23 protein-coding genes are annotated in these 23,725 nt (G+C 60.1%); 16 read left to right on the forward strand and 7 right to left on the reverse strand.

Annotation, left to right across the window (positions count from 1 at the left end; genetic code table 11):
* Positions 1 to 110 precede the first annotated feature (110 nt).
* The 7 genes from paaZ to E0L37_RS11100 all read left to right on the forward strand — a co-directional run bounded on the left by paaZ (position 111) and on the right by E0L37_RS11100 (position 6,431).
* Positions 111 to 2,162, forward strand: a complete 2,052-nt coding sequence (gene paaZ, locus E0L37_RS11070) for a phenylacetic acid degradation bifunctional protein PaaZ (RefSeq protein WP_133491809.1) — start codon at positions 111 to 113, stop codon at positions 2,160 to 2,162.
* Positions 2,163 to 2,313: 151 nt separating this feature from the next.
* A complete protein-coding gene (locus E0L37_RS11075; protein ID WP_133491810.1) occupies positions 2,314 to 2,829 on the forward strand; it encodes a hypothetical protein in 516 nt (171 codons plus the stop codon).
* A 19-nt stretch (positions 2,830 to 2,848) separates the two neighbouring features.
* Positions 2,849 to 3,409 carry a hypothetical protein gene (locus E0L37_RS11080; protein ID WP_133491811.1) on the forward strand — a complete coding sequence of 187 codons (561 nt, stop codon included), beginning with the start codon at positions 2,849 to 2,851 and terminating at the stop codon, positions 3,407 to 3,409.
* Between the two features lie 132 nt (positions 3,410 to 3,541).
* Positions 3,542 to 3,820: a SymE family type I addiction module toxin gene (locus E0L37_RS11085; protein WP_133491812.1), complete on the forward strand. Its 279-nt coding sequence runs from the start codon at positions 3,542 to 3,544 to the stop codon at positions 3,818 to 3,820.
* A gap of 319 nt (positions 3,821 to 4,139) precedes the next feature.
* Positions 4,140 to 4,559, forward strand: coding sequence for a very short patch repair endonuclease (locus E0L37_RS11090; RefSeq protein ID WP_236563962.1), 420 nt, complete (start codon positions 4,140 to 4,142; stop codon positions 4,557 to 4,559).
* Positions 4,560 to 4,569: 10 nt separating this feature from the next.
* On the forward strand, positions 4,570 to 5,784 hold the full coding sequence (locus E0L37_RS11095; RefSeq protein WP_133491813.1) for a DNA cytosine methyltransferase: 1,215 nt from the start codon (positions 4,570 to 4,572) through the stop codon (positions 5,782 to 5,784).
* Positions 5,781 to 6,431 (forward strand): Eco29kI family restriction endonuclease, encoded by a 651-nt coding sequence (locus tag E0L37_RS11100; RefSeq protein ID WP_133491814.1) that lies wholly within the window; start codon positions 5,781 to 5,783, stop codon positions 6,429 to 6,431. Before E0L37_RS11095 ends, E0L37_RS11100 begins: the two co-directional genes overlap by 4 nt.
* 41 nt (positions 6,432 to 6,472) lie before the next feature.
* Here E0L37_RS11100 and E0L37_RS11105 read toward each other — a convergent pair whose 3' ends face one another.
* Positions 6,473 to 6,688 carry a DUF1778 domain-containing protein gene (locus tag E0L37_RS11105; protein WP_166643049.1) on the reverse strand — a complete coding sequence of 72 codons (216 nt, stop codon included), beginning with the start codon at positions 6,686 to 6,688 and terminating at the stop codon, positions 6,473 to 6,475.
* Positions 6,689 to 7,179: 491 nt separating this feature from the next.
* Between E0L37_RS11105 and E0L37_RS11110 the strand changes: the two genes are divergently transcribed.
* From E0L37_RS11110 to E0L37_RS11120, 3 genes are all read left to right on the forward strand, one after another.
* Positions 7,180 to 8,778, forward strand: coding sequence for a tannase/feruloyl esterase family alpha/beta hydrolase (locus E0L37_RS11110; RefSeq protein WP_133491816.1), 1,599 nt, complete (start codon positions 7,180 to 7,182; stop codon positions 8,776 to 8,778).
* A gap of 59 nt (positions 8,779 to 8,837) precedes the next feature.
* A complete protein-coding gene (locus E0L37_RS11115) occupies positions 8,838 to 9,305 on the forward strand; it encodes an OsmC family protein (RefSeq protein ID WP_133491817.1) in 468 nt (155 codons plus the stop codon).
* Between the two features lie 127 nt (positions 9,306 to 9,432).
* Positions 9,433 to 10,068, forward strand: coding sequence for a hypothetical protein (locus tag E0L37_RS11120; protein WP_133491818.1), 636 nt, complete (start codon positions 9,433 to 9,435; stop codon positions 10,066 to 10,068).
* A 42-nt stretch (positions 10,069 to 10,110) separates the two neighbouring features.
* On the opposite strand, the gene E0L37_RS11125 is transcribed toward E0L37_RS11120, so the two are convergent.
* The gene (locus E0L37_RS11125; protein WP_133491819.1) at positions 10,111 to 11,934 is read right to left on the reverse strand and encodes a 5'-nucleotidase C-terminal domain-containing protein; all 1,824 of its coding nucleotides are present in this window, start codon (positions 11,932 to 11,934) and stop codon (positions 10,111 to 10,113) included.
* 253 nt (positions 11,935 to 12,187) lie between these two features.
* On the opposite strand from E0L37_RS11125, the gene E0L37_RS11130 reads away from it, so the two are divergent.
* The 6 genes from E0L37_RS11130 to lepB all read left to right on the forward strand — a co-directional run bounded on the left by E0L37_RS11130 (position 12,188) and on the right by lepB (position 18,210).
* Positions 12,188 to 13,588 carry a hypothetical protein gene (locus E0L37_RS11130; protein WP_133491820.1) on the forward strand — a complete coding sequence of 467 codons (1,401 nt, stop codon included), beginning with the start codon at positions 12,188 to 12,190 and terminating at the stop codon, positions 13,586 to 13,588.
* Between the two features lie 81 nt (positions 13,589 to 13,669).
* The gene (locus tag E0L37_RS11135) at positions 13,670 to 14,128 is read left to right on the forward strand and encodes an N-acetyltransferase (RefSeq protein WP_166643057.1); all 459 of its coding nucleotides are present in this window, start codon (positions 13,670 to 13,672) and stop codon (positions 14,126 to 14,128) included.
* Positions 14,129 to 14,420: 292 nt separating this feature from the next.
* Positions 14,421 to 15,404, forward strand: a complete 984-nt coding sequence (locus E0L37_RS11140) for a hypothetical protein (RefSeq protein WP_133491822.1) — start codon at positions 14,421 to 14,423, stop codon at positions 15,402 to 15,404.
* Positions 15,405 to 15,416: 12 nt separating this feature from the next.
* A complete protein-coding gene (locus E0L37_RS11145; RefSeq protein ID WP_133491823.1) occupies positions 15,417 to 17,006 on the forward strand; it encodes a hypothetical protein in 1,590 nt (529 codons plus the stop codon).
* A 21-nt stretch (positions 17,007 to 17,027) separates the two neighbouring features.
* Complete coding sequence (locus E0L37_RS11150; protein ID WP_133491824.1) at positions 17,028 to 17,351, forward strand: hypothetical protein; 324 nt, start codon at positions 17,028 to 17,030, stop codon at positions 17,349 to 17,351.
* A gap of 34 nt (positions 17,352 to 17,385) precedes the next feature.
* Complete coding sequence (gene lepB / locus E0L37_RS11155; protein ID WP_159659903.1) at positions 17,386 to 18,210, forward strand: signal peptidase I; 825 nt, start codon at positions 17,386 to 17,388, stop codon at positions 18,208 to 18,210.
* Positions 18,211 to 18,897: 687 nt separating this feature from the next.
* Here lepB and E0L37_RS11160 read toward each other — a convergent pair.
* The 5 genes from E0L37_RS11160 to E0L37_RS11180 form a co-directional block, all read right to left on the reverse strand.
* Complete coding sequence (locus tag E0L37_RS11160; protein ID WP_133491826.1) at positions 18,898 to 19,644, reverse strand: ABC transporter ATP-binding protein; 747 nt, start codon at positions 19,642 to 19,644, stop codon at positions 18,898 to 18,900.
* Positions 19,641 to 20,435: an ABC transporter ATP-binding protein gene (locus E0L37_RS11165; protein WP_133491827.1), complete on the reverse strand. Its 795-nt coding sequence runs from the start codon at positions 20,433 to 20,435 to the stop codon at positions 19,641 to 19,643. Before E0L37_RS11165 ends, E0L37_RS11160 begins: the two co-directional genes overlap by 4 nt.
* Positions 20,432 to 21,436 (reverse strand): branched-chain amino acid ABC transporter permease, encoded by a 1,005-nt coding sequence (locus E0L37_RS11170; protein ID WP_133491828.1) that lies wholly within the window; start codon positions 21,434 to 21,436, stop codon positions 20,432 to 20,434. Before E0L37_RS11170 ends, E0L37_RS11165 begins: the two co-directional genes overlap by 4 nt.
* Positions 21,436 to 22,311 carry a branched-chain amino acid ABC transporter permease gene (locus E0L37_RS11175; protein WP_133491829.1) on the reverse strand — a complete coding sequence of 292 codons (876 nt, stop codon included), beginning with the start codon at positions 22,309 to 22,311 and terminating at the stop codon, positions 21,436 to 21,438. The genes E0L37_RS11170 and E0L37_RS11175 overlap by 1 nt, the downstream gene beginning before the upstream one ends.
* 70 nt (positions 22,312 to 22,381) lie before the next feature.
* Complete coding sequence (locus E0L37_RS11180) at positions 22,382 to 23,539, reverse strand: ABC transporter substrate-binding protein (protein ID WP_133491830.1); 1,158 nt, start codon at positions 23,537 to 23,539, stop codon at positions 22,382 to 22,384.
* Positions 23,540 to 23,725: the final 186 nt, after the last annotated feature.

A 23,725-nucleotide genomic window follows, 5' to 3' on the forward strand; every position in this document is an offset into this window, starting at 1 on the left:
CCCGCTCCCACAAGAGAGCCAAGGAACCCTGTTTTTGTGGGAGCAGGCCTTGCCAGCGAATGAGCGGCTGAGGCCGCGAACATCCAACCGATTAAAACAGGAGCCACGCCATGACCGTTCTCCAAAGCTACCTCGCCGGCCAATGGTTCGGCAGCCAAGCCGCCAAACCCCTGGCCAGCGCCATCAACGGCGAAATCGTCGCCCACACCCACGACGACGCTCCCGACTTCGCCGCCGCCGTGGACTACGCCCGCACCACCGGCACCCGCGAACTGCTCAAACTCGACTTCCAGGAACGGGCCGCCCGCCTCAAGGCCATGGCGCTCTACCTGCAAGAGCACAAAAAAGCACTCTACACTCTTTCGCGCCACACCGGCGCCACCAAAGGCGACAACGCCTTCGACATCGACGGCGGCTTCGGCACCCTGTTCGCCTACGCCAGCATGGGCCGCAAGGAGCTGCCCTCCGGTAACGTCCTCCACGAAGGCCCGGTGGTCCCCCTCGGCAAGGAAAACCACTTCGCCGCCACCCACATCCTGGTACCGCGCCGGGGCGTCGCCGTGCACATCAACGCCTTCAACTTCCCGGTCTGGGGCATGCTGGAGAAATTCGCCGGCAACTTCCTCGCCGGCATGCCGTGCCTGGTGAAACCGGCCACCGCCACCAGCTACCTCACCGCTGCCTGCGTGCGCCTCATGCAAGACTCCGGCGCGCTGCCGGAAGGCGCCCTTCAGCTGATCATCGGCGGCACCGGTGACCTGCTCGACCAGCTCGACGAACAGGACATGGTCACCTTCACCGGCTCGGCCAGCACCGCCCGCAAACTGCGCGCGCACCCCAACCTCATCAACCGCTCCATCCCCTTCAACGCCGAAGCGGACTCCCTCAACAGCGCCATCCTCGCCCCGGACGTCACCCCCGAAGACAGCGAATTCGACCTGCTGGCCAAGGAAGTGGTCCGCGAAATGACCGTCAAAGCCGGCCAGAAATGCACCGCCATCCGCCGCATCCTGGTGCCCCAACAGCACCTGGACGCCTTCGGCGAACGCCTGATCCAACGCCTGGAAAAAATCACCCTCGGCGACCCGAACGAAGAAGGCGTGCGCATGGGCGCGCTCGCCTCCCTGGACCAGAAAGAAGACGTGGCCGCCGCCGTCAACGACCTGCTCAACACCAGTGAATGTATCTTCGGCGGCAACGGCGACCCGCAGCCCATTGGCCAGGGCACCGACAAAGGCGCCTTCTTCGGCCCGCGCCTGCTGCGCAGCACCGATCCTCATGCGGAAGGCGGCGCCCACGACATCGAAGCCTTCGGCCCGGTCAGCACCCTCATGGGCTACGGTGACCTGGATGAAGCCATCGCCCTCGCCGACAAAGGCAAAGGCAGCCTGGTCACCACCTTCGCCACCAAGGACCCGAAAAACGCCGCCCGCGCCATCCCCGTGCTCGCCGCCCGCCACGGCCGCCTGCAAGTGCTCAACGCCGAATCCGCCCAGGAATCCACCGGCCACGGCGCGCCGCTCCCCATGCTCAAACACGGCGGCCCCGGCCGCGCCGGCGGCGGTGAAGAACTCGGCGGCATCCGCGCCGTGCGCCACTACCTCCAGCGCACCGCCATCCAAGGCTCCCCCACCATGCTCGCCGCCGTCACCGGCGAATACGCGCGCGGCGCCGACGTCCTCGAAACCGAAGTGCACCCCTTCCGCCGCCACTTCGACGACCTCGCCATCGGCGAATCCCTGCTCACCCACCGCCGCACCGTCACCGAAGCCGACATCGTCAACTTCGGCTGCCTCTCCGGCGACCACTTCTACATGCACTTCGACGACATCGCCGCCAAGGATTCCCAATTCGGCAAACGCATCGCCCACGGCTACTTCCTCCTCTCCGCCGCCGCCGGCCTCTTCGTCTCCCCGGCCCCCGGCCCCGTCCTCGCCAACTACGGCCTCGACACCCTGCGCTTCATCACCCCCGTCGGCGCCGGCGACACCATCCAGGCCCGCCTCACCTGCAAACGCAAAATCGACCAGGGCAAAGCCGCCCCCGACGGCACCCCCCAAGGCGTGGTGGTCTGGGACGTACAGGTCACCAATCAGGACGACGAACTTGTCGCCAGCTACGACATTCTGACGCTGGTGGCGAAGAAGAAAGGGGACGCATAACCGCCATGTGGTGAGTTGGTCCTTACTCTTTAATTCAAGGCTTCCTTGGTGATGGCCGCTCCTTTTGGGGCGGCCTTTTTTGTGCTTTTTCTATGTGTTGGAAGAATGGCATCATCGATGAATCGGCGAAAATAAAAGGGGCTCATTATTTATGGATGGCTTTATTTCCATCGGTGGGGCTTGGAAGTTCCTCACTTGGCTACCTAAGTTCGTTTTGAGAAGAATATTCACCAAGGAAAGAATGTCCGAGCTAATTCTCTTTGACATAAGGCCCAGAGGAAGAAATTTCACTCTTAATTTGGGTGGGGGTGCGAATTATGATGTGTGGGTCAGGTTTATTAATATCTCCCCGTTTGTGGTCGAGATGGAGAAGCTCGAAGCGGAGCTCTGGTGTAATGGGGCAATATTGAAGACGGGGATAAATAAGAGGATAAATATTGCTCCGGGGGAAGTTATGGAGCAGAGGCTTTGGGGTAATATTCCGGATAGCCACGCTGATCAGATTGCCAAGAACGGCCCGGAAGGTCCGCTGGTGCTAAAGGGTAATATGGACTTCAATTGCAAAATAGCGAATTTTTCTAAGCATGATTGGAGCTTGGGCGATATTTGTCCGTGGGTGATAAATGGCGATGTGAGGAAAAAGCAGAAGCAATCTGGGGTGGTGTGATTTTTTTGGGAGGTAACTTATGTGGGTATCTATTTGCTCTGTCATTGTGGCCGTTTTGGCTTTTGGTTTCTCGGTTTTTTCTTTTAGGGAGAGTCGGAGAATAGATTTTGATAAGGCTATGCTGAATTCGTGTGATGATTTGCTCTGTCGGTCCTATGAGCTGTTGGTGAAAGGTAGGCAGGGAAATGGTTTTCCTGTATCTGACCGCGTCCAGTGGCTCACCTCGGCCAGATACATAATGAGATATTATGACGCCAAGAAAAGAATAAAAACGAAGCCGTATCGGGTGTTGGTAGACAATACGGAGGAGGTTTGGCGGCATGAATTCTATAAGGCGTTAGACTTTCCCGAAGTGATGCGAAGTGAGTACTTTTATCATGATGAAAGCGGTGGAATCTACCCGACTTCCGCGATGATTATTGCCGAATTCTCAACATGGAAGGAAGATGTCCGTGACCCGGTCGATGACTACGATGATGAGCGCTTTCTAAATAACAAAAAGTACAAGGCGAGGTTCTCGGCAATTTTTAGTCATGCTGCCCGATACTCGCAGTATAGAGAAATGATGGCTGACGAATAAATTTGCTCTACGGATGCTTGAGATTTGGATGGCCCGTTGCTAGATTTAAAGAACCTCTTGGAAGAGGCACTGCCTCCGGGTGCGGCAACACCCGAAGGCAGCTAACCACAACAGACTGGATAGGAGTCCATCATGGCTGCTCGCAATCATAAGCCACGCGCCCGCGTAGGTAAAAGCGAAACCCCTAAACCCAACCGCGAATTTCCCTATATTCGCCACCTCAAGGTCCATCCGGGCCAGTACTACCATCAAACGCTATCCAACAGCTGCCGGGTCAGGCTTGTGCCCTGGGTCCATATCAAGGGCTATTGGCTGGAGGAAGCCGGCTTTACCGTCGGCACCCCTGTGCACGTGGAAGTCAGCGAGGGCCGCCTGGTGATCTCCGCCGTCCCGGAGCCCGCCGGCACTTGATATCGCCCGTGCCGCCGCCTTGCCGGGCGGCGGCTGCCGCTATGGAGCCGGAGCTCCACTCAACATTATCCGACGGATTTGATCGGCGGGAAAATACTCGGACAGAAGTGTTTCCCTATAGGCGGCAATGGCCATGCCTTGCAGGCGCCAGATGGTCCGCCAGAAGAAAACGATTGAAATTTGATCGGCTGGAGCCATGCTGCTTGTTTGATTGACTGTCCTTATGTACAGTTTTTGGGTGTTCGCGCCGAGGGTGCCCGGCGGGCCCATCTCTACTATCATGGCGGCCAGCATTGAGCCGCCATCCCAGAGAGAGCCCGTGTCGGATACCCTTTCGCCCAAGGCCCGCAGCGAGCGCATGTCGCGCGTGAAGGCCAAGGATACGAAGCCCGAGATGACGCTGCGGCGCCTGGTGCATGGCCTCGGGTTCCGGTACCGGCTTCACCGGCGCGATCTGCCGGGGACGCCGGACCTGGTGTTTCCCGGCCGTAGGGCCGTGATCTTCATGCACGGCTGCTTTTGGCATCGCCATCCCGGCTGCGGCCTTACCCGGATGCCGAAATCCCGGGTGGAGTTTTGGCGGACCAAGCTGGAGGCCAACCGCGAGCGGGATTTGCGGCATCAGCGGGCGCTGGCTGAGATGGGGTGGCGGGTGCTGGTGGTCTGGGAATGCGAATTGCGAGATTTGGACGCCGTGGCCAGTAAGGTCGAGGCTTTTCTAACCCAGGAAGAAGCGTGAGAGGGAACCAGTGAAATCAGTGGAGCTTTTCGCGGGCGCTGGCGGTCTCGCCCTGGGCGCCTCACTGGCGGGGTTCGAGCCACTGGCGGTGGTGGAGTGGGACCGCTGGGCCTGCGACACCATTCGTGAGAACCAAAAGCGTGGCTACCCGGTGGTCAAGGATTGGCCGGTCTGGCAAGGCGATGTGCGCGCTTTTGATTGGTCATCCATTCCGGAAGATATCGACCTTCTGGCCGGCGGGCCGCCCTGCCAACCCTTCTCCATGGGCGGCAAACACAAGGCCTTCGGTGACAAACGCGACATGTTCCCCGCTACCGCCGAGGCGGTGCGCCGCCTCAAGCCCAAGGCGTTCATCGTGGAGAACGTGCGGGGCCTTTTGCGGCCCGCCTTCAGCAATTACTTTGAGTACATCAAGCTCCAGTTGGAATTTCCCGAGGCGAGCCGAAAGTCTGGCGAGGACTGGGTTGCTCATTTCAAGCGGCTGCAGCGGGAGAAAACGTCCGGCGTGCTTCATCGCACGGGGTTGGCTTATAACATCGTCACCAATCTGGTGAATGCCGCCGACTATGGTATTCCGCAAAAACGGGAACGTGTGTTCATCGTGGGCTTTCGCTCCGATCTGGACATCCGCTGGAACATTCCGGACCTGACCCACAGCCACGATTCACTGCTGCATTCCCAGTGGGTTTCCGGCGAGTATTGGGATCGGCACGGTATTTCCTCGCGAAAGCGTCCCCAGGTCCCCGCGAATCTGGAAAATCGGGTCAAGAAACTGAGTTCATCGCTTCCTCTGGCGCCACTGAAACCGTGGCGCACGGTCCGTGACGCGCTCCAGGACATTCCCGACCCGCGCAAGCGAAAGCCGCATGATTTCTTCAATCATCGCCACCAGCCCGGCGCCAAGGTTTACCCTGGCCATACCGGCAGCCCTCTGGATTTGCCGGCCAAGACGCTTAAGGCCGGCGACCATGGCGTGCCCGGCGGTGAGAACATGATGATTCTTGACAATGGCGAGCCGAGATACTTTAGTGTTCGCGAATCCGCCCGGATTCAGACTTTCCCGGACGGCTTCGTTTTTCATGGCTCATGGACCGAGACCATGCGGCAATTGGGGAACGCCGTGCCCGTCGCGTTGGCCCGCACCATCGCGGCTTCCGTTGGAGAGCAGCTCATGGAACGACGGATACAGTTGGAGGCACGCTCCCGAAAACAAGGCGTTGCATGAGCGATAAAAAGAGTTCCATCGTACCTTTCAACCCTCTCGACAAACGGCATCTCGGCGAAAGCGTGGGCCAGGCCATGCTCCGACAGCCCGTGTTCCCGCTGGAAGAGCTTGAAGCCTTTCAAGGCGCCGGGATCTACGCCATTTACTACACGGGCGACTTCGAGGGCTACGAGGTCATCGCCGAAGCGAATCGCAATGATGCTTTTCGAGCGCCGATTTACGTGGGCAAGGCCGTGCCGTCGGGCGCGCGGAAAGGCGGGGATCTGGAAGCCAAGCCCGGCAAGGTGCTGTTCAACAGAATCAGGCAGCACCTCAAGAGCGTTCGCGAAGCCGAGAATCTGAATTCCAACGACTTTCACTGCCGCTACCTGATTGTCGATGACATCTGGATCCCTCTCGGCGAATCACTGCTCATCGCCAAGTTCAATCCGATCTGGAATAAGCTGATCGATGGCTTTGGCAATCACGATCCCGGCAAGGGGCGCCACAAGGGAATGCGGCCGAGATGGGACGTGCTCCATCCCGGTAGAGCATGGGCCGAGAAATGCGAGCCCCGCTCGGAAAGTTCTTCTCAAATAACGTCCGAGATCAAGGACTATCTGAGGAACAATCCGCCCAGCACGGATAATGTGCTGATAACGAGTTAAAGCTCGTTCTTTGCTTGTCCTGGCAAATACCTTGCCGTTGTCTACCGAAGCGCGTCGACCAGATCGTCCATGGGGGTGGGTGGATTGTCAATCGCGTCCAGCACCCGGCAAAAGTCGTCATGGCTGACGCGGATGGCGGTGATCTGGCTGAGCAGCCGCCGAGCTCGGGCCACGGCGCTGGTTCGAACAAACTCGGCTAAATGCAGGCGACTGACGTCGGCGGCTCGCTGTATCAGCGCCTTTGTATGGGTATCCATGTGTAAAGCGATTCCTTCCATTTCTCGATCGGAACTGGCGGATGGCTTTTCCATCGTTGTCGTCCCGGTTGGCGGTTGTTACGGGCAATCTTTCTTGGAATAGCCTGCTCTTGCTCTTAACTGGTTTCAAGGCACCAGGAAGCCGCCCCCGCAAACCTGTCCTTCAAAGGCTTCTCCATCACCTCCATACGAGGCCGCGGTAACGCTACCGCCTCTTGATGCCTCCACTCCCGAGTGAACACTCGACGAAAAAGACCTATGATCCCCAGACACCTTGTTCGCGGCTTGCTGTCCGGCAGCATCATCGGATAAGCCATCCGGGGCGGTATAAGCAACAAAAGCAGCACCCATCCAATAATGACAAAACCGGGAGAGCAGCATGAAAACAAGAAATGGCCTGACAAGGCTGGGTATGGCGCTATTCGGGATTTCCTCCGTCGCTCTTGTGAGCTGCGGGGGGGGACAGTAGCGATTCGCACGCGCAGCGGCCGATGTCCTGCGATCAGTTGGTCAGTCTGACGATTCCCGTCGACGCCATGGAATTATCAACCTCCGGCGGTGAGGTCACGGCGGCGGAGGTGGTCGAGGCCAGCGGCTCCGGCGCGGCGGCAGTGCCTGAGCATTGCCTGGTATCCGGGCGCATTGCGCCGGTGGATCCGCGGGCGCCGGACATTCAATTCAAGGTGGCGTTGCCCACCGAGTGGAATTCGAAAGTGCTGATGTTCGGCGGTGGTGGTTTCAATGGTTCCATTCCCGCGATCACCGGCAATGTGTCCCAGGGGGCGCCGAATCAGCCGACGCCACTCGGGCGGGGCTATGCAACCTTCGCCAGCGATTCCGGGCACCAGGCCAATGAGTATGGTTCCCAGGATGGTCGCTGGGGTCTCAGTGATGAGGCGGTGCGTAACTTTTCCGGCGAGGCGCTGAAGAAAACCCGGGACGCCGCCACCTTTGTGATTCAAAAGCGCTACGCCAGCGAGCCGGCCCAGCGCTATTTCGCAGGGGGCTCCACCGGTGGCCGTGAGGCGCTGACCAACATTCAGCGGTGGCCGGACGATTGGGATGGCGCCATCGCCTGGTATCCGGCCTGGAACAACGTGGCCGCGCTGCTTGCCGGACAATACATCAGCCGTGCCCTGGCGGAACCCGGTGCTTATCCGGATTCCGGCGAGCGCCAGAAGTTACTCGATGCTGCTCTGGAAGCCTGTGATGGGCTGGATGGGGTCGAGGACGGCCTGATCAGCGACCAGCGTCAATGCAACGAGACCTTTGATCCGGCAACCGCCATGGTGGACGGCGGCGATCTGCGTTGTCCGAATGGCGCCGACGACGGCGACCATTGCCTGTCCGATGCTCAGATCGACGCTCTGAAGGCGATGGATGCCGGCGTCGAGTTCAACTTTACCCTGGCCAGTGGCAAGACCGGCTATCCCGGCAGCAACGTCTGGGGCGCGGATCTTGGCATCACCACCATCGATACCCCGGTACAACCCACGGTGGTGTTCCTGGCACTGGGCACCGCGCAGCCGGTGCAGCCGGACATGCCCCGCAACGCGCCGTACCTGAGTGTGTTGGTGGATCAGTGGGTGAAGTATTCGGTGGCCGGTGATGCGGATTTCAATTCCTTTGAGCTGGACCCGATCAACCCCGAGCAGCAATACGCGGAACGGATCAGCGAACTGAGTGGTATGCTCAATTCCGGCACGGATATCTCCGAGTTCGCGGATCGCGGTGGCAAATTACTGCTGGCGCATGGGCTGGCGGATGTGCTGGTCAGCTCCCGGGCCACGGAAATTTACTACCAGCGGTTGTTGGAGCAGATGGGCCAGGACAAGGTGGATTCCTTTGTGCGCTATTACGAGATCCCGGGGTTTGGTCACGGTGCGAGCTCGCACTTCCACGCTACCTGGGATTCCCTGACCGCCCTGGAAAACTGGGTGGAGCGGGATGTGGCGCCGGAAGATCAGGTGACCATGGACCTGATCGGCGCACCGGGCCGCACCCGGCCGTTGTGTGACTACCCGGCGTGGCCCCGCTATGTGGAGGGCGGTGACCCGATGTCGGCATCGTCATTCGAGTGTGTCGAATAATACCGTGCCGGCTCGGAGCGAGTACCCATCATTCCGGCAGGAGAAGATCAGGAGAGGAGATGGCCGAATATACCGCCACCATTCAATGGCGCCGCCAGGAACAGGAAGTCTTCAGCGATAACCATTATAGCCGCGCTCATGAATGGGTGTTCGACGGCGGGGTGACGGTGCCGGCATCGGCGTCGCCGCACATCGTGCCGTTGCCGTATTCGGTGGCGGAGAACGTGGATCCGGAGGAGGCGTTCGTGGCGTCGTTGTCCAGTTGCCACATGCTGGTGTTCCTGGGCATCGCCGCCAAGCGGCGCTATGTGGTGGATCGCTACATGGATGAGGCGGTTGGCGTTATGGCCGAGAATAGCGCCGGCAAGCTGGCGGTAACCCGGGTGACCTTACGTCCCCGGGTGGTGTTCTCCGGCGAGCGCCGGCCTTCGCCGGAGCAGATCGAAAAACTGCATCATCTGGCCCATCAAGAGTGTTTCATTGCCAACTCGGTGCTCACCGAGGTGGTGACGGAGCCGCGCTTTTAGACTGGGAGCCGGCGGGTCGAGCACCAGCCGGCATCCGACTTCCGCCTGATTTGTGGCGTTCGCCGTTGACCCGGCCCGTCGTGCTGGTTAGGTTTAGCCCCCTTTTCGATGTTCCCGGTGTTTGCTCATGTTGGCGGTAGCCCGATCCCTGATTTTGTCCGTCTTTGGTGTGGTCTGCATGGCGTTTGCCCTGGCGCATTGGGGCGAACCGGCCACGGCGGAGGAACGCACCGGCTGGTTGTACCAGCGTTTCGGTGATCAGGGCGTGGTGTACGGTATGTTGGCCATGGGCGGCCTGATGTTGCTCTCCGGGATTGTTTCGCTGATACGCCATCGCGGCCGCCAGAAAGCCCATGAACGGGCCATGGAAATCGCCCAGGACCCGGCCCGTCACGTGCCGGAAGCACCGGTTCAGGCCAAGGCACCCCCGGATCCGAAAAAAGGGGCTTTGCTCGTCGGCCTGGTGTTTTTGGCGTTCGGGCTTGGATGGAGTGTCTATTACGTTCGCGATACGCTGCAGGCGCTTGCCGCGGGCGCGCCGTTGGTGTCCTATTCCTGGTGGAAGACCCTGATTGGTCCTTTCGTGGCGGCGATGGGGCTGTTCTACGTACTGGTCCGTCCCGGTACGCTGGAAGGCGTGAAGCACATGACGCCGGGGGAGCGAGTGGGCTTCCTGGTGTTCGTGTCGCTGGGGCTGGCTGCCGGATTGGGTCTGTTGTTCTGGCTCTCCGCTCAGGCGGAAGCCTATGGGTACCTGTCCTGAATAGCGGAGCCGGGGATTGGCACCCGGCTCCGGGGGGGACGCCTATTGCTGGGTCACGGATTTGAGGCAGTAGAGGTTCGGGTCCAGGGCTGGCAGCGTATTGTCCGGCAGCTCCTCCCGGAAGTACTCCAGCAGTGGCACCACATAGGCGACATCGGAATTCTCGAAGGCCTCTGGGCGGGCCTCGCGCACTTCACCGAACGTATCGTAGCCATCCTTGCCGAGGCCGGTGAAAGAGTTGGTGGCCACGGAGTAGGTGGCGTTGCCGCCAATGGCGCTCCAATTCCCGTTTTCATCCCGTACCTCGACGTTTTGAATACCCGTTCCCGCCGGCGCGCCGAGCACCACGTCGTAACGCAGGTTGGCGGAATAGGGGAAGGCGCCAGTGGACGCCGAGATACCCTGGGCATAATCGAGCGCTTCGTTGAGCACTTTGACGATCTCCGCGCCGGTCATATCAATGGTCACCACGGTGTTGGAGAACGGCAGGATGTTGTAGGCGTCCGCCACGGTGAAGGCCCCATCCTCGAGCGGCGCACGCACGCCGCCGGCGTTCTGGATCGCCACATCGGCTTTTGGTAGATAGGTGAGGAAGGCGTCGGCCACGACCTGGGCGGCGTAGCTGCCCGTGGGGGTTTCCCCAGCCTGGAACGGTGTGGGAATACGTTCGAACGGCATGTACTGCACCACGTCCCCCAGCGTTTCCTGCTTGAAGCTCTCCATTTCCGCTTTGTATGGCGTGAGAATATCGAGAATGGCCTCGGACTCCTTGGCGATCCGCACCGTGGCGAGGCCGTCAATCACACCGTTGATCCGCGCCGCTTGTTCGCTGCTGGCCGCCACCCAGGCGCCACTGGCGTCCTGCACCTGATAGTTATCGCCAACCAGGAGTTCAACATTGCCGTCAATGTCGGTGATGACGCCCTCGGCGTCGAAATTGACTTCCAGTTTGCCCAGCCCCTTGGCGTACTCCCAGGCCTGAACGATATAAACCGGCTGCCCGTCCGGGTTGTTCACCACTGTCGGGTAGTCACCATCCACGTCCAGCCCCAGGGTCTCGAACTCGCCGGTGGTGTCGAGAAGATCGTGGGTATCACCGCCAACGATCAGATCGATGTCGCGGACGTTGGCGGCCAGCTCCTGGTCGAAGTCGTAGCCCAGGTGGCTGAGGACGATGAACTTGTTGATGCCTTCATTCTTCAGGGTGTAGATGTGTTCACGTACCGAGGTGATCTCGTCATCAAATTCCACGGCGTCGGTGACCAGGGAAGATTCCTGAGTCTTCTCCACCTTGAGAACGCCGATGATGGCTACTTTCTCTCCGTCGATTTCCTTGACCACATAGGGGGCGATATCAGAACCAAACAGCGGGCTGTCCGTGGTCGGGTGAACGTTGCCGGCGATCACCGGGAAATTGACCGTTTTCAGCAGTTCGGCGAGATGCGCTTCACCCTCGTCGAATTCGTGGTTGCCCAGCTCATAGGCGTCCAGACCGATAGCGTTGAACACCTTGAAATCCACCTCTCCCTTGAAAAGGCTGAAGTAGAGGGTGCCGTTCAATTCGCCGCTATTGAGGACCAGAGTGTGGTCGTCGCGATATTCGTCGATGGCCGTTGCGATACGCGGGAATCCGCCAAGGTCGACACGCACGGTTTCAGCGCCGACCAGGGCCGGATCGTAGTCCAGGCTCAGGTCCTGGCTTTGTCCCTCGAAATAGGAGTGGTGGTCGTTGGTGTGGAGCACCTGCAACCGCAGCGGTTTCGCCTCCGGAGCCGGATTGTCATTGTCACTGTCGCCCCCGCAGCCGGCCAGAAATAGTGTGAAGCCAGCCAAGGCCAGGGCCGGAAGAGTTCTGTAAATAGCCACGATTCAACTCCGATTCGAATAAATGGAAGGCAAGTCGATGCGCATCCTAGAAGCTGTTGATGACAGTCTGGTGGCCGTTTTGTGGACGGAATATGGCTATGTGTGGCAGTGACTTATCCGCGAAACAGCAGGGCGCAGCTCAATGTCAGGGAGACAGGCCCGCACCCCTTGCCGGTTAGTTATGCTAAATTGCGCCATTGGGGGCTGCCTTGGGGTGGCTATATTTTTGAAATAATACGAGCAGGGATATGCCATGAAAAAGAACGCTTTTTATAAGCAAGCACTAGCGGTAGTGATCGGTACCCTTATATCTGGCGCCCTCGGAGCGGCCTCTATCTTCGATGCCGATGAGGTGGTGGATCTTTACCAGGCTGGAGCTCAGGTGCGGTTTCAGGGGTTCGATATCACGTCGCTACCGGATGACCGGTTTGCGGCGACTTGGGTGGAACATAATATTGAAACCGACTTGGATCGGGTCAGGCTGGCACGCTTCGACCAGAACGGTCACATCGTGGGAGACATTCTGACAGTATCTGAAAATAGCGCTTACCCGGATTTCGGCTTGTCAGAACCCATGGTCGATGCCAGTGGTAGTGGTGGCCTGGTGGTGGTTTGGGGTGGTGGCTCGAAAATGGACTCCTCGGATTGCCGAACAAACGTGATGTTAGGTCGAGTGGGGATTGACGATAGCGTATCAAGTCCATGGCTGGCCTCGCCTGGATACGGGTATAGCTGTAATCCGGATTTATCGGTAAATCAAGATGGGTGGTCCCTGGTAGCTATGTCCTACGATATTGGGCACGGTTATGTCTATCAATTGTCCGTTCCCGAGGGCGGGGGAGGGGGGCATTTTCTCCTTGGCTCGGACACTAATCTGGACATACCTGTAGCAGTAGCCATACAAGAGGGTAGTGGCCAGATTATCTGGCCGGTAATTAAAGATGGTGACACGGTTCTGATGGTGATGCGTCACAGCTATTTTGGTTCGGAACCGCCTAGAGAGCCCTGGGCGCTGGATGCTGGGATAGGCGAGGGCGAAAGGTTATATCAAACTTTCCCGGTCTTGGCGGCTGGCTCGGATGGTGGATATGCCAGCGCTTGGTTTCAAAGTGCCACAGTTAACACGCAAAAGGTATTTAGTCAGCGAATTCAATATATAAACGCCGATGGTAGTGCGGGTGCATCGGCCACTATTGGAGAGGATTCACTCGATGTCTTGTCAGGTAAACCGGATATGGCCGGGGACCGAAACGGAACATTTCTCATCGGCTGGACCGTTTTGGAGAATGGAGAGCCTCGTTACCGAAAAGTCACGGCTTTCGACGAGGAAGGGGTAATAGATACCCCGGCAGTCATTGTGTCCAAGGGCGCCCCGGGTTTGTTCGATGCATCCGCCAACACCAGAGTGGCGTTGAACGCCGACCTGGCGGTGGCCGCTTGGTATGAGCAGGCTGATGGTAACAGTGGCCCTGTTTTGAAGGCTCGTATTGGTTCCCCTCCGAAGCGTTCGGATGTCGGACAGGGTAGTGGTGGTGGGGGCGGTTCTACCGGACCTGTGTCGTTTTTTGGGCTGGCCCTATTGGCACTGCGACGTCAGCTCACTTATAAACAGACCATTCGCCATGACTCTGAATTGAAAGGGTATTCAACGTAAGAGGAGGCGGGATGGGGTGGGTTGCCATCATGTGTCGCCTGGGGCGTTTCTGTGGGTTTATAGGACGTAAGGGTGGAAGAAATGTTGGGGTTCTCGGTTTCTGAGGTTGATGCCGAATCATTGCCTTGGGCTTTGTTGCTGGAAGCCGATCCTTCCGAACGGAATGTGCGTAAGTATTTGACGGGTGCTCGGTGCTTCTCAGTGAAAAAGAGCAACGACATAGTCGGCGTCTGCGTACTCAACACCATCGGCGACGGCGTCCTGGAGCTATTCAATATCGCCGTATCCCCTGATGTGCAAGGCCAGGGTGCAGGCTCGGCCCTGCTGCGCCAAGTGATTGACCAGTGCCGGTCCGAGGGCGTGCGCCGTATCGAGCTGGGTACCGGTACCTTTGGCTATCAGCTGGCGTTCTATCAGCGCCAGGGGTTTCGTGTGGAGGGCGTGGTCCGGGATTTCTTCCTTGATCATTATGATGAGCCGGTGATGGAAATGGGGGTCCAGCATAAGGACATGCTAAGGTTGGGGCTGGATCTCCATTAACGCAAGCACAGGATGTGGTCATGAAATTGGATACAGGGCTGTCCCGAAATTTTGACATAGCCCGCTTGCACGCAACACGCTGGCACGCCAACACGCCCATCGAGACTCGTGAGCCGTTCCCTCCGCGGCTTCGTTGCTCCCAATTGCGGGAACGGTGGGCTGAGGGAGCGGTGGGCGATCCTCCGTTCACCTACGCGGATTTGGAACAGTGAACAGGGGCCTGTTGTATGTCACATCGGCCGTTTTTCTGGGCATGGCGTCAACCGCCTGGTCTCAAGTCACGATCGAGGGAATGTCCGCCAAGCACGCGACTTTGGGCGATTATGCCGAGTTTCATTTTCCTCTGGTGCAAGATAAGACGAAAGCCGCGCGACGGATCAACACCTGGTTGCAGGTGAGCTTGCTGGAGCGCTTCCCCGGCGGCCCCGGCGAGACGCCGTTCGATGCCGTTTGGCCAAAGGAAGGCAGCTGGACCGGGGTGACCTATCTGGATTATCAGGTAGTGACCAACAGCGAGGGATTTCTCTCCATCGTTTTCAACGGTGAATACACCGGTGCCTACCCGTCGGCTTTTTCCCAGAGTTACCGGTTTGAAACGCGGACCGGACAACCCCTGTTTCTGACTACTTTGTTTACTGATGATGGCGTGCAAAAACTGCGGTACCGGGTGGATGAGCTGCAGCTTGATGATATCGATGCCTTCCTGAAAGCGGCTCCTTCGAGTGGTCTGGATCAGGAGGAAGCGGAGACCCAGGCGGATCTGTATCGGGAGTGCGGCGAGAACATCCGCAAGGGATTGTACGATGAGCGCGAGTGGCAGCTGCGTGCCGATGCCCTGGTGATGATGCGAGGGTGCGGTTTTCCCCATGTGGCGCGGGCGCTGGATGACCTCGGCGATAAGGAAAGCCGGTTTGACTATGAGACGCTGGCGCCCTGGCTGAACGAATATGGCCGCTGCCTGTTGCTGGAGAAACGAACCGATTGTCCGTTGCCGGAGCGCGGCCCGGAGGGGGTGTTCTTTGGGGAAATCGACGATCGTTTCCCCGTGACGCTGGTTCTGGGCGCCTGGTCCGGCCCGGCCTGGTATGCCTACGATAAGTACAAGGTGCCGATACGTTTGCATCGGGAAGCGAGTAAGGAGGGAGAACGGGTGCTGACGCGCCGTGATGATGGGGATAGCACCGAAGCCTTTACCTTGAAATGGACCGACCAGGGTGGTCTGGCCGGGACATGGCGGCGTCCGGGCAAGGTGCCACTGCCTGTCCGCTTGAACTGATTGGAGCGCGCCATGTTGGGTCGGCGGACAAAACAGGCAGGGATGGGGCTGGCGGTTCTGGTGGTGTCCTTGAGCCATGGGGAGGAGACCATGCCGGCCTTTCCTGATGAGACCGCCGTCTCCTGGCGGGTGCTGGACGACGGTGTGCGTAGCCGCACACCGGATGCCTTGCGCATCCCCGTGGTGACCCTGGACCCGGGGCGCCTGATTGGTTCGGAGCGTGCCTATATTCTGGTTCAGGCGCCCTATGGTCGAGTCTGGCCGGTAGTGGCGGAGGCGCTGGCGGATCACGGGGTGGTGTTCGAGCAAGGCACGCCGCCGCTGTACAGTCTTGAGGAGCCCTGGCTCGAGGTGCTGTTATCCAGAAACGGCGAATGGCGGGCACTGCTGTCGTCGACACCGGAGGGGCGAGATCTGGATGCGGCGGTAGCCGATGGCGCGCTAACGGCCGAGGAACGGACCTGGCGTCGCCATCAGGCCCGGGCGCGGACCGAGGTGTCCCGAGAGAGGCTGTCCCGCTTGCCGGTGGCCCAGGCGGAATATGCACGGGCCGAATCTGTCCGTGAGTGGACTCAGGGGCGGCGTGGCAAACAGCAAGTGACATTGACGGTCACCGTGTTTGATGCCGGGGCGGTGTTTGGCACCACGGCGACGGTGATCGATATTTACCGTGATCAGCGGTTTCCCAATCCGGACTACCCGAGGCTATGGGCGGCGGATGGGGTGCCGACCCTTTTTTCCCAAACGTTGGTTCCCGCGGATCTGTTCGGTGAGGTCATGCGCGCACTGGATGTGGAACTGCCTGACGCGGCCCGCCGTTTAAGCGACACCCCATCCCGTTGGCATGGGCCCGTGGCGCCACCGCCGGGGCCAGTAGAGCCGAGTTTGCGGTATGCCACTCAAGCGGATCTGGCGATCACGCCGGAGATCCATACTCTCACCAGCGCGGATCCCTTTACACCGAAAACTCTGCAGGCTCTGGCCAACGGTAGCCTGGCTATTGGTGTGGAGCGGGCGGCGTTGCTCGATGGTGAACAAGGCTGGATCGCCGAGCTTTGGCATTTGATGCCCAGGGAGCAACGTCTGGAAGTGTTATGGCAGGGATGGCAGGGGGTGGACTCGCTGTTCCTGGACCCGGCCACCGGGGCCTTGTGGTTCCGTGGCGATAAACACTGGTTTCGTTTTCGATCCGATCAGCAGGGGGCGCGGCCGGTGTCACTGTCGTTGCCCGCCGCCGACCCCGATGCGCGGATGTCCTGGCAACTGGATTCCCACGGGTACCCCCGACTCTGCTCTGATCGTGTGGACCGGATTTATCGTTACCGGGAACAGAAGGGTGGAAAGGGACACTATGCCGTGGCGGAGGTGCCCCGCGCGGCGTTTTTCAGTCAACCCCCGCGGCCTGCGCTCTGGCAGGGAGACGCTGTATGGGTGCAGGATCAGTATGGCATGGCGGAGCTGGATCCGGCGTCGGGGCGGGTGGCGCGCGTGATCCGGGCGCCACAACGTTCTGGCCGTGTTTTCGACGAAGGAACGCCGGAGGGCAGCGTATCCGGGGACGTCATCCCGCCCTGGCCGGCGGTCGGGTCACCGTCGGGGTAGTGGGTTACCGGAGGTTTCCGATTGCATCGGGGGCAAGGAGAAAACGAAGCCCCGTTAGTGGGACTGCATGTCTTCGACACCGCCAGAGCCGAGTACCTGTATTCCGCGGTGCTTGATGGCCAGAGCCGGGTATCGGCGGTGGCGGCGTCGGCGGAAGGGCGGTGGCTGGCAATGGCGGCGGGTAATCACGTGCAGTTGTGGGAGGCGCGTACGGGGCGTACACCGATCACGTTGAACGTGCCCACTTCGGTCTCCGTGACGGCATTGTCCTTCGCCCCGGATGGCGGTGGCCTTTATGCTCTCACCGGGTCGTCGGTGTTGCACTGGCGCTTGCCATCCCTGTAATCGCGCGTTCTCTTTTTTTGATCAAGGAGTACACATGCCGAACCGCTGGTTTGCCGCCGTGATGGGCGTGTTGGTGCCGCCGCTGGCCTTTGTTTATCTGTCACGCTGGTGGTGGGTGCTGGTGTATTTGCTGGCAATGCTGGCGGCCGGTGGGGCGGATCTGGCCTTGGCCGGCCAGGGGGTTCCATCCGGTATCGGGCTGCTGGTGTCCATCGCCGCCGCGGTGCACGCCTTTGTGCTTGCCGGGCGCGTTCGTTTCGATGGCCGGCGACGCTGGTTCAACACCTGGTGGGGCGCGCTCAGCCTGCCACTGGCCTTCGTTGTGGTTATCTTCACCGCGAGAGCGTTCCTGTTTGACCTGTTCCGGATTCCGTCCTCCTCCATGGCGCCGACGCTGCAACCGGGCGGTTACGCGGTGATGCAGCGCTGGGGGTACGGCGTCCATGGCGCTTTTGGTCTGACTCTGCACGAAACCGAAGTGGCTGAACGCACACCGCCACGCCGGGGAGAGTTGTTCGTGTTCCGTCCGCCGGAAATGGCCGGGCAGCTGTTCGTCATGCGGGTGGTCGGTTTGCCGGGGGACCATGTTCAGTACGCGAACAAACAGTTGGTCATAAATGGTGGGCCGGTACTCACGGTATTTCGGGACGTAGGGGGATTCGCCGCCGAAACACTCGGCGGCCAGAGCTATTCGGTGCAGTATTCGATGACGGACGGGCCGGGACGTCGATTCGATCACGTTGTTCCGGATGGGCACTTCTTTGTTATGGGCGATAATCGCGACAACAGTTATGACAGCCGTTACCTCGGCATGATCCCCGCCGCGAACATGGTTGGCAAAATCGTGTTGAGCTGGTGATCAAGGGCGAGCAAAGAAAAGGTTCATCGCGGTTTGGAGGGATTTAGAATTATCCTCCATCAGGGACAGCGGAGCCGTGTTACGCTTTTGCGGGAACGTGGTGAAGCAGGTTCCCGCAAAGGCGTAACACGGCTCCGCTTCGAGGTGAGGGGCTAACGCCTGTGCTTTTCCAATCGCTGGCATGGACGGACTTCGAAGTCGCTGTGGGAGCCAGCCTGCTGGCGAATGGGCTTGCGGGCCTTAACATTTGCTTGCAGCGGCCCGCCGCCCGGACAAGCCCCCACAGTGGCGCTGTGGTGACCTCCGAGTTCAGGTCTCCAAGGCCAGCAAAGGCATAACGCACCTCCGCTATTTCGCGATGAGCCATAAAAAAATGCCGGGAGCAATTTTTAGCGTTGCTCCGCGACGGCCTGTCATGCCACGAAGCCGCTGTGGGAAGCGGCCCGGCGGCGCTCCGTTTGGCCGCGAAGGCCCTGGACTGTTGGCGATTCGCTTGCCAGCAAGCTTCCCACAGCGGCTTCGTGGCATGATCCGTGGGAGACCAGCTTGCTGGCGAATACAGCGGTTGGTAGCCAGGCCCGTGCCCGTGATTGAAGCGCAGTGGCCCGCGAAACCGCGATGAACCTAAAAAAAAGCGCCGCGCCTGCCAGCACGGCGCCTGCTCGAAAAGCCATTCACTCAAATCACTTACCCGCCTAAATAGGCGGCCTTGACGCTGTCGTTATCCAGCAGCGCGGTGCCTTCTCCGCTGGCGACGATGCGCCCGGTTTCCAGTACATAACCGCGATCGGCCACCGCCAGTGCTTCGGCGGCGTTCTGTTCGACCACGAACTGGGTAATGCCCTCTGCTTTCAATTCGCGCACGATGTCGAAGATCTGCTCGATGATCAGCGGCGCCAGTCCCATGCTCGGTTCGTCCAGCAATAGCAGCCGTGGCCGTCCCATCAGGGCGCGACCCATGGCCAACATTTGCTGTTGGCCTCCGGACAGCGTGCCGGCGGTTTGGCGCCGCTTGTCCTTGAGGATGGGGAAGCGTTGATATTGTTTTTCCAGGTCCTCGGCGATAGCGGCTTTGTCGTTCCGGGTATAGGCACCGAGCATTAAGTTGTCTTCCACCGACAGCCCGGAGAACACCTGGCGCCCCTCCGGTACTTGAACGATGCCGCGACGAACGCGATCGGCGGCGTCACCGCGCGACAAATCGCCGCCGTTGAAGCGGATCTCCCCACTGGCGGGTTGCAGGCCGGAGATCACCCGCAGCAGGGTGCTCTTGCCGGCGCCGTTGGCGCCCACCAAGGCCACGGTTTCTCCCGGGGCGATGGTCAATGCCAGCTCGTGAAGCACCTCGATGCGACCGTAGGCGCTGGTGATGTTGTTGAGTGACAACAACGGCGTCGGTTCGGGGCGAGGAGTGAAGGGGGCGGCGCTGGTCATGCCGGGACCTCCCGTGCCTGACGTTCGCGAGCGCCGCCGCCGAGATAGGCGGCGATGACTTCGGGGTGCTCGCGAATCTGCTCCGGAGTGCCTTCCGCCAGTTTGCGGCCGTAGCTGATCACCAAAAGATGATCGGATACGTTCATCACCAGTTTCATGTCGTGCTCCACCAGCACCACGGTGATGCCTTTACCGGCGATCTTCTGAATCACCGATCTCAAGGCGTCGGTTTCGGTGGCGTTGAGACCGGCGGCGGGTTCGTCCAGCAGCAGAATGTCCGGTTCCGCCGCCAGGGCCCGGGCGATCTCCAGTCGTTTGAGTGCGCCGTAGGGCATGGCGGAGGCGGCGTGATCCTGATAATCGCCGCAGCCGACGAAGTGCATCAACTCCCGGCATTGTTCGCGGCAGGCTCGATCCGCTTTTCTCAAGCCCGGCAGTTTGAGCATGGCGGCGAGCGCGCCGCTGCCGAGATGGCGGTGACGGCCCAGCATGACGTTTTCCAGCGCGCTCATGTTCATGCAGATCTGCAGATTTTGAAACGTCCGCGCCATGCCCATTTCGCAGAGCTTGTGGGGTGCCCGGCCGGTGATGTCGCGGCCCCCCAGGGTAACCGTGCCGTCGCTGGGCTGGTACAGACCGGTCACCAGATTAAACAATGTGGTTTTACCGGCGCCGTTGGGGCCGATGATCGAGTGCACATGGCCACGTTGTACCTCGAAAGACAGATCCTCGATGGCATGCACGCCGCCGAACTCCTTGCTCAGATTGGTGACGGAAAGCAGAGCGCTCATTGGGCACCTCGCTGCAGTCGCTGGAGCACGCTGGGCAGCAGGCCCCGCGGCAGAAAGATCATCACCGCCATCAGAATAGCGCCGAACACCACCATCTCCAGCTCCTGAAAATCGGTAAGGAACTGGGGAATGAGCACCAGGATCGCGGCGCCGATGATGACACCGAAAGTGGATGCCATTCCGCCAAGTACGACGATGGTAATCAGTTCGATGGAATGTTCGAAGGACGCCACGGTGGGGGTGATGAAGCCGCTGTAGTGGCCGTAAAGGCTGCCGGCGACGCTGGCGTAGACAGCGGATATGACAAACACACGCAGCTTGTATTTGGCGGTGTCCACGCCTGCCACCTGGGCGGCGATCTCGGAACCGTGCAGGGCACGCAAGGCCCGGCCCAACGGGGAGTCGATGATGTTCAGCGCCAGCAGGACCGCGATCACCAGGACCGCGGCGGCAAGCAGATACCACAGTTCCACGCCGGTGAATGTCAGGCCGGCGAACTGATACTCGCCGAATACGCTCAGCTCGTGACCGAACAGGGACAGCGGCGGCAGACCGACGCCGTCCGGGCCACCGGTAAGTTGCTCTTCGTTGTTGAGTACGATGGCGGCGATCACGCCCAGGCCCAGGGTGGCCATGGAAAGATAGTGACCTTTCAGGTGCAGAATCGGCCGCCCCACCAGCCAGGCCATTACGCCAACGCCGGCGGCGGCGCTGAGCAGGGCCACCATAGGGCTCAGATTGTATTGGCTGGTGAGAATGGCGCTGGCGTAGGCGCCGGCACCATAGAAGGCGGCGTGGCCGAGGCTGACCTGGCCGGCGTAGCCCACCAGCAGATTCAATCCCACCGCCACGGTGGCGGTGAGGCAGATCTTGGTCAGCAGGTCATAGTGAAAATCGTTACTCACCGCCAATGGCATCAGTGCCAGCATCAGCGCCAACAGCAGCAAGCCCCCATAAGGGGAGATCAGAATATTCTTCTTCATCGCGCGCGCTTCCTTCATCACACCCGCTCCGCGGCCCGGCTGCCGAACAAACCGTTGGGCAGGAAAAACAAAATGGCGAGGATGATCACGAACGGCACCGCGTCCTTGTAATCGGAGGAGATATAGCCGGCGGTGTAGGCTTCGCTCAAACCCAATAACAAACCACCGACCACGGCTCCGGTGCTGCTGCCCAGGCCGCCGATGGCGGCGGCGACGAAGCCTTTCAGGCCCAGCATGATGCCGACGTCATAGGCGGTGAAGGTGATCGGTGTAACGATCAGGCCGGCGGCGGCGCCGAGCAACGCGGAAATACCAAAGGCAACGCCGAGGATAACCTGGGTCTTGATGCCGGCGAGCCGGGCGGCGTCCTTGTTCATGGAAGTGGCGAGAATCGCCTTGCCGAGCCGGCTGCGGCCGAAGAACAGGGCCAGCGCCACCACCAGGACCACGGCGATACCCAGGATCCACAGGCTTTGCGTCAACAGGGTGGCGCCGCCGATGGAAAGCGATTCGGTGGCACTGAAGCGGGGCAGCGCATGATACTCCTTGCCCCAGAAAAACTGGGCCAGGCCCCGCAGAAAGATGGACGCGCCGATGGTGATGATGATGAGCGTCACCACGTCGGCGTCCCGCGCCGGCGCGATGGCCAGACGATGCAGTAGAATACCGGCCACGGTAGCCAGTACCAGGGCGCCGACCATGGCCGCCGGCAAAGGCAGGTCGGCTCCCACCAGCACCACCGTGCCCATGCCTCCGATCATTAGAAACTCGCCCTGGGCGAAATTGATTACATGGCTGGCGTTGTAGATCAGGGTGAAACCCAGTGCCACCAAGGCATAGATGGCGCCCAGGGTGATCCCCGAGAACGTGAATTGGAAAAACTCGCTGAACATGTTCGGTCCTGCCCGGAAAGATAGCGGTGAGCAAGTGCCCGGGCGCCGTCCGGGGCGCCCGGATGGCGGATCATTCCACCAGAGCCCAGTGGCCGTCCTTCACCTCGAGAATGCGGAAGGAATCGTAGGAAAGCCCCATGTGATCCTCGGGACTCAGGTGGTAGGTGCCGGTGACGCCTGCGTAACCCTGAATGTTTTCCAGAGCGTCACGCACTTTCGCCGGATCAGTGGAGCCTGCCTGTTTGATGGCTTGCACCGCCAACTGGAAGCCGTCGTAAGCGTAGCCGCCAAAGGTTGACACCGAACTGTTGTAGCGGTCCTCGTAAGCCTGTTTGTAGCCGGTGACAACGCCGTGTTGGGGATCGTTATCAGGGATGGTGTCGGCCACCAACAAGGCGGTGGCGGGCAGGCGCAGGCCATTGGCGGCGTCGCCGGCCAGTTTCAGGAAGCTGTCGGAAGCGACGCCATGGGATTGGTAAAACGGCAGTTCGATGCCCAGTTGCTTGTAGTTCTTGGTGACGATGGCCGGGCCCTGGCCGAAGTCGAAGTTGAGCACCGCCTGGACGCCCTCGGTATTGCGGATACGGGTGAGCTGGGCGGTGACGTCGGTGTCTTTTGGGTTATAGGTCTCGTCGGCGACCACTTCGATCCCCATGGCCTTGGCTTCTTCCAGGGTCACGTTACGGCCGGAAGCGCCGAAGCCGCCGGTACCGGAAATCAGGCCGATATGGGTGAGACCTCGTTCCTTCATGTCGGTGAGTACGCGCCGGGCGGCCTGGCGATCGGATTGCGGCATCTTGAACACCCATTTCTTCACCGGGGTGGAGATGGTTTCCGCGCCGGCCAGGGAAATGAAAGGCACACGGGCCTGTTCAATCACTGGCACCGCCGCCATGGTGGCACCGGTGGTACTGCCGCCGATGATGAGATCGACCTTGTCCTGCCGCAGCAGGCGGGTAACGAAGGTCCGGGCTTTGGACGCGTCTCCGGAATCGTCGTAGTGAACCAATTGAACCTCGCGGCCCAGCAGGCCGCCGTTTTCGTTCAGTTGGTCTACATACAGTTCCAGGGTTTTCAGTTCCGGGTCGCCGAGAAACGCGGCCGGGCCGGTAACGGAGAGGAATGAACCGATGCGAATCGGGTCTTCCGCCTTCACGACCGGGGACAGGGAGGTCAGACCCAGCGCCGCCACGGCGCCCACCGCCAGGGTTTTCAGCTTTGTTTTCATTATCACACCTATCTGCGTATGCCCCGGAGGGGCTTTGTTTTTATGCGCCTGACCGGGCTCCGGTGGCGCGGGACGTCCCATTAGCGTCCATGTTTTTTCAGGTATAAAGCGATACGAATTTTAAGTCAAGATCAAATTTAATGTGTCATAAAAGTTGCTATATTGGTCCAAGCCGCTGTTTTATGG

The organism is Alcanivorax sp. 24, assembly GCF_004360225.1.
GTDB classification, from domain to species: Bacteria; Pseudomonadota; Gammaproteobacteria; order Pseudomonadales; family Alcanivoracaceae; genus Alloalcanivorax; species Alloalcanivorax xiamenensis.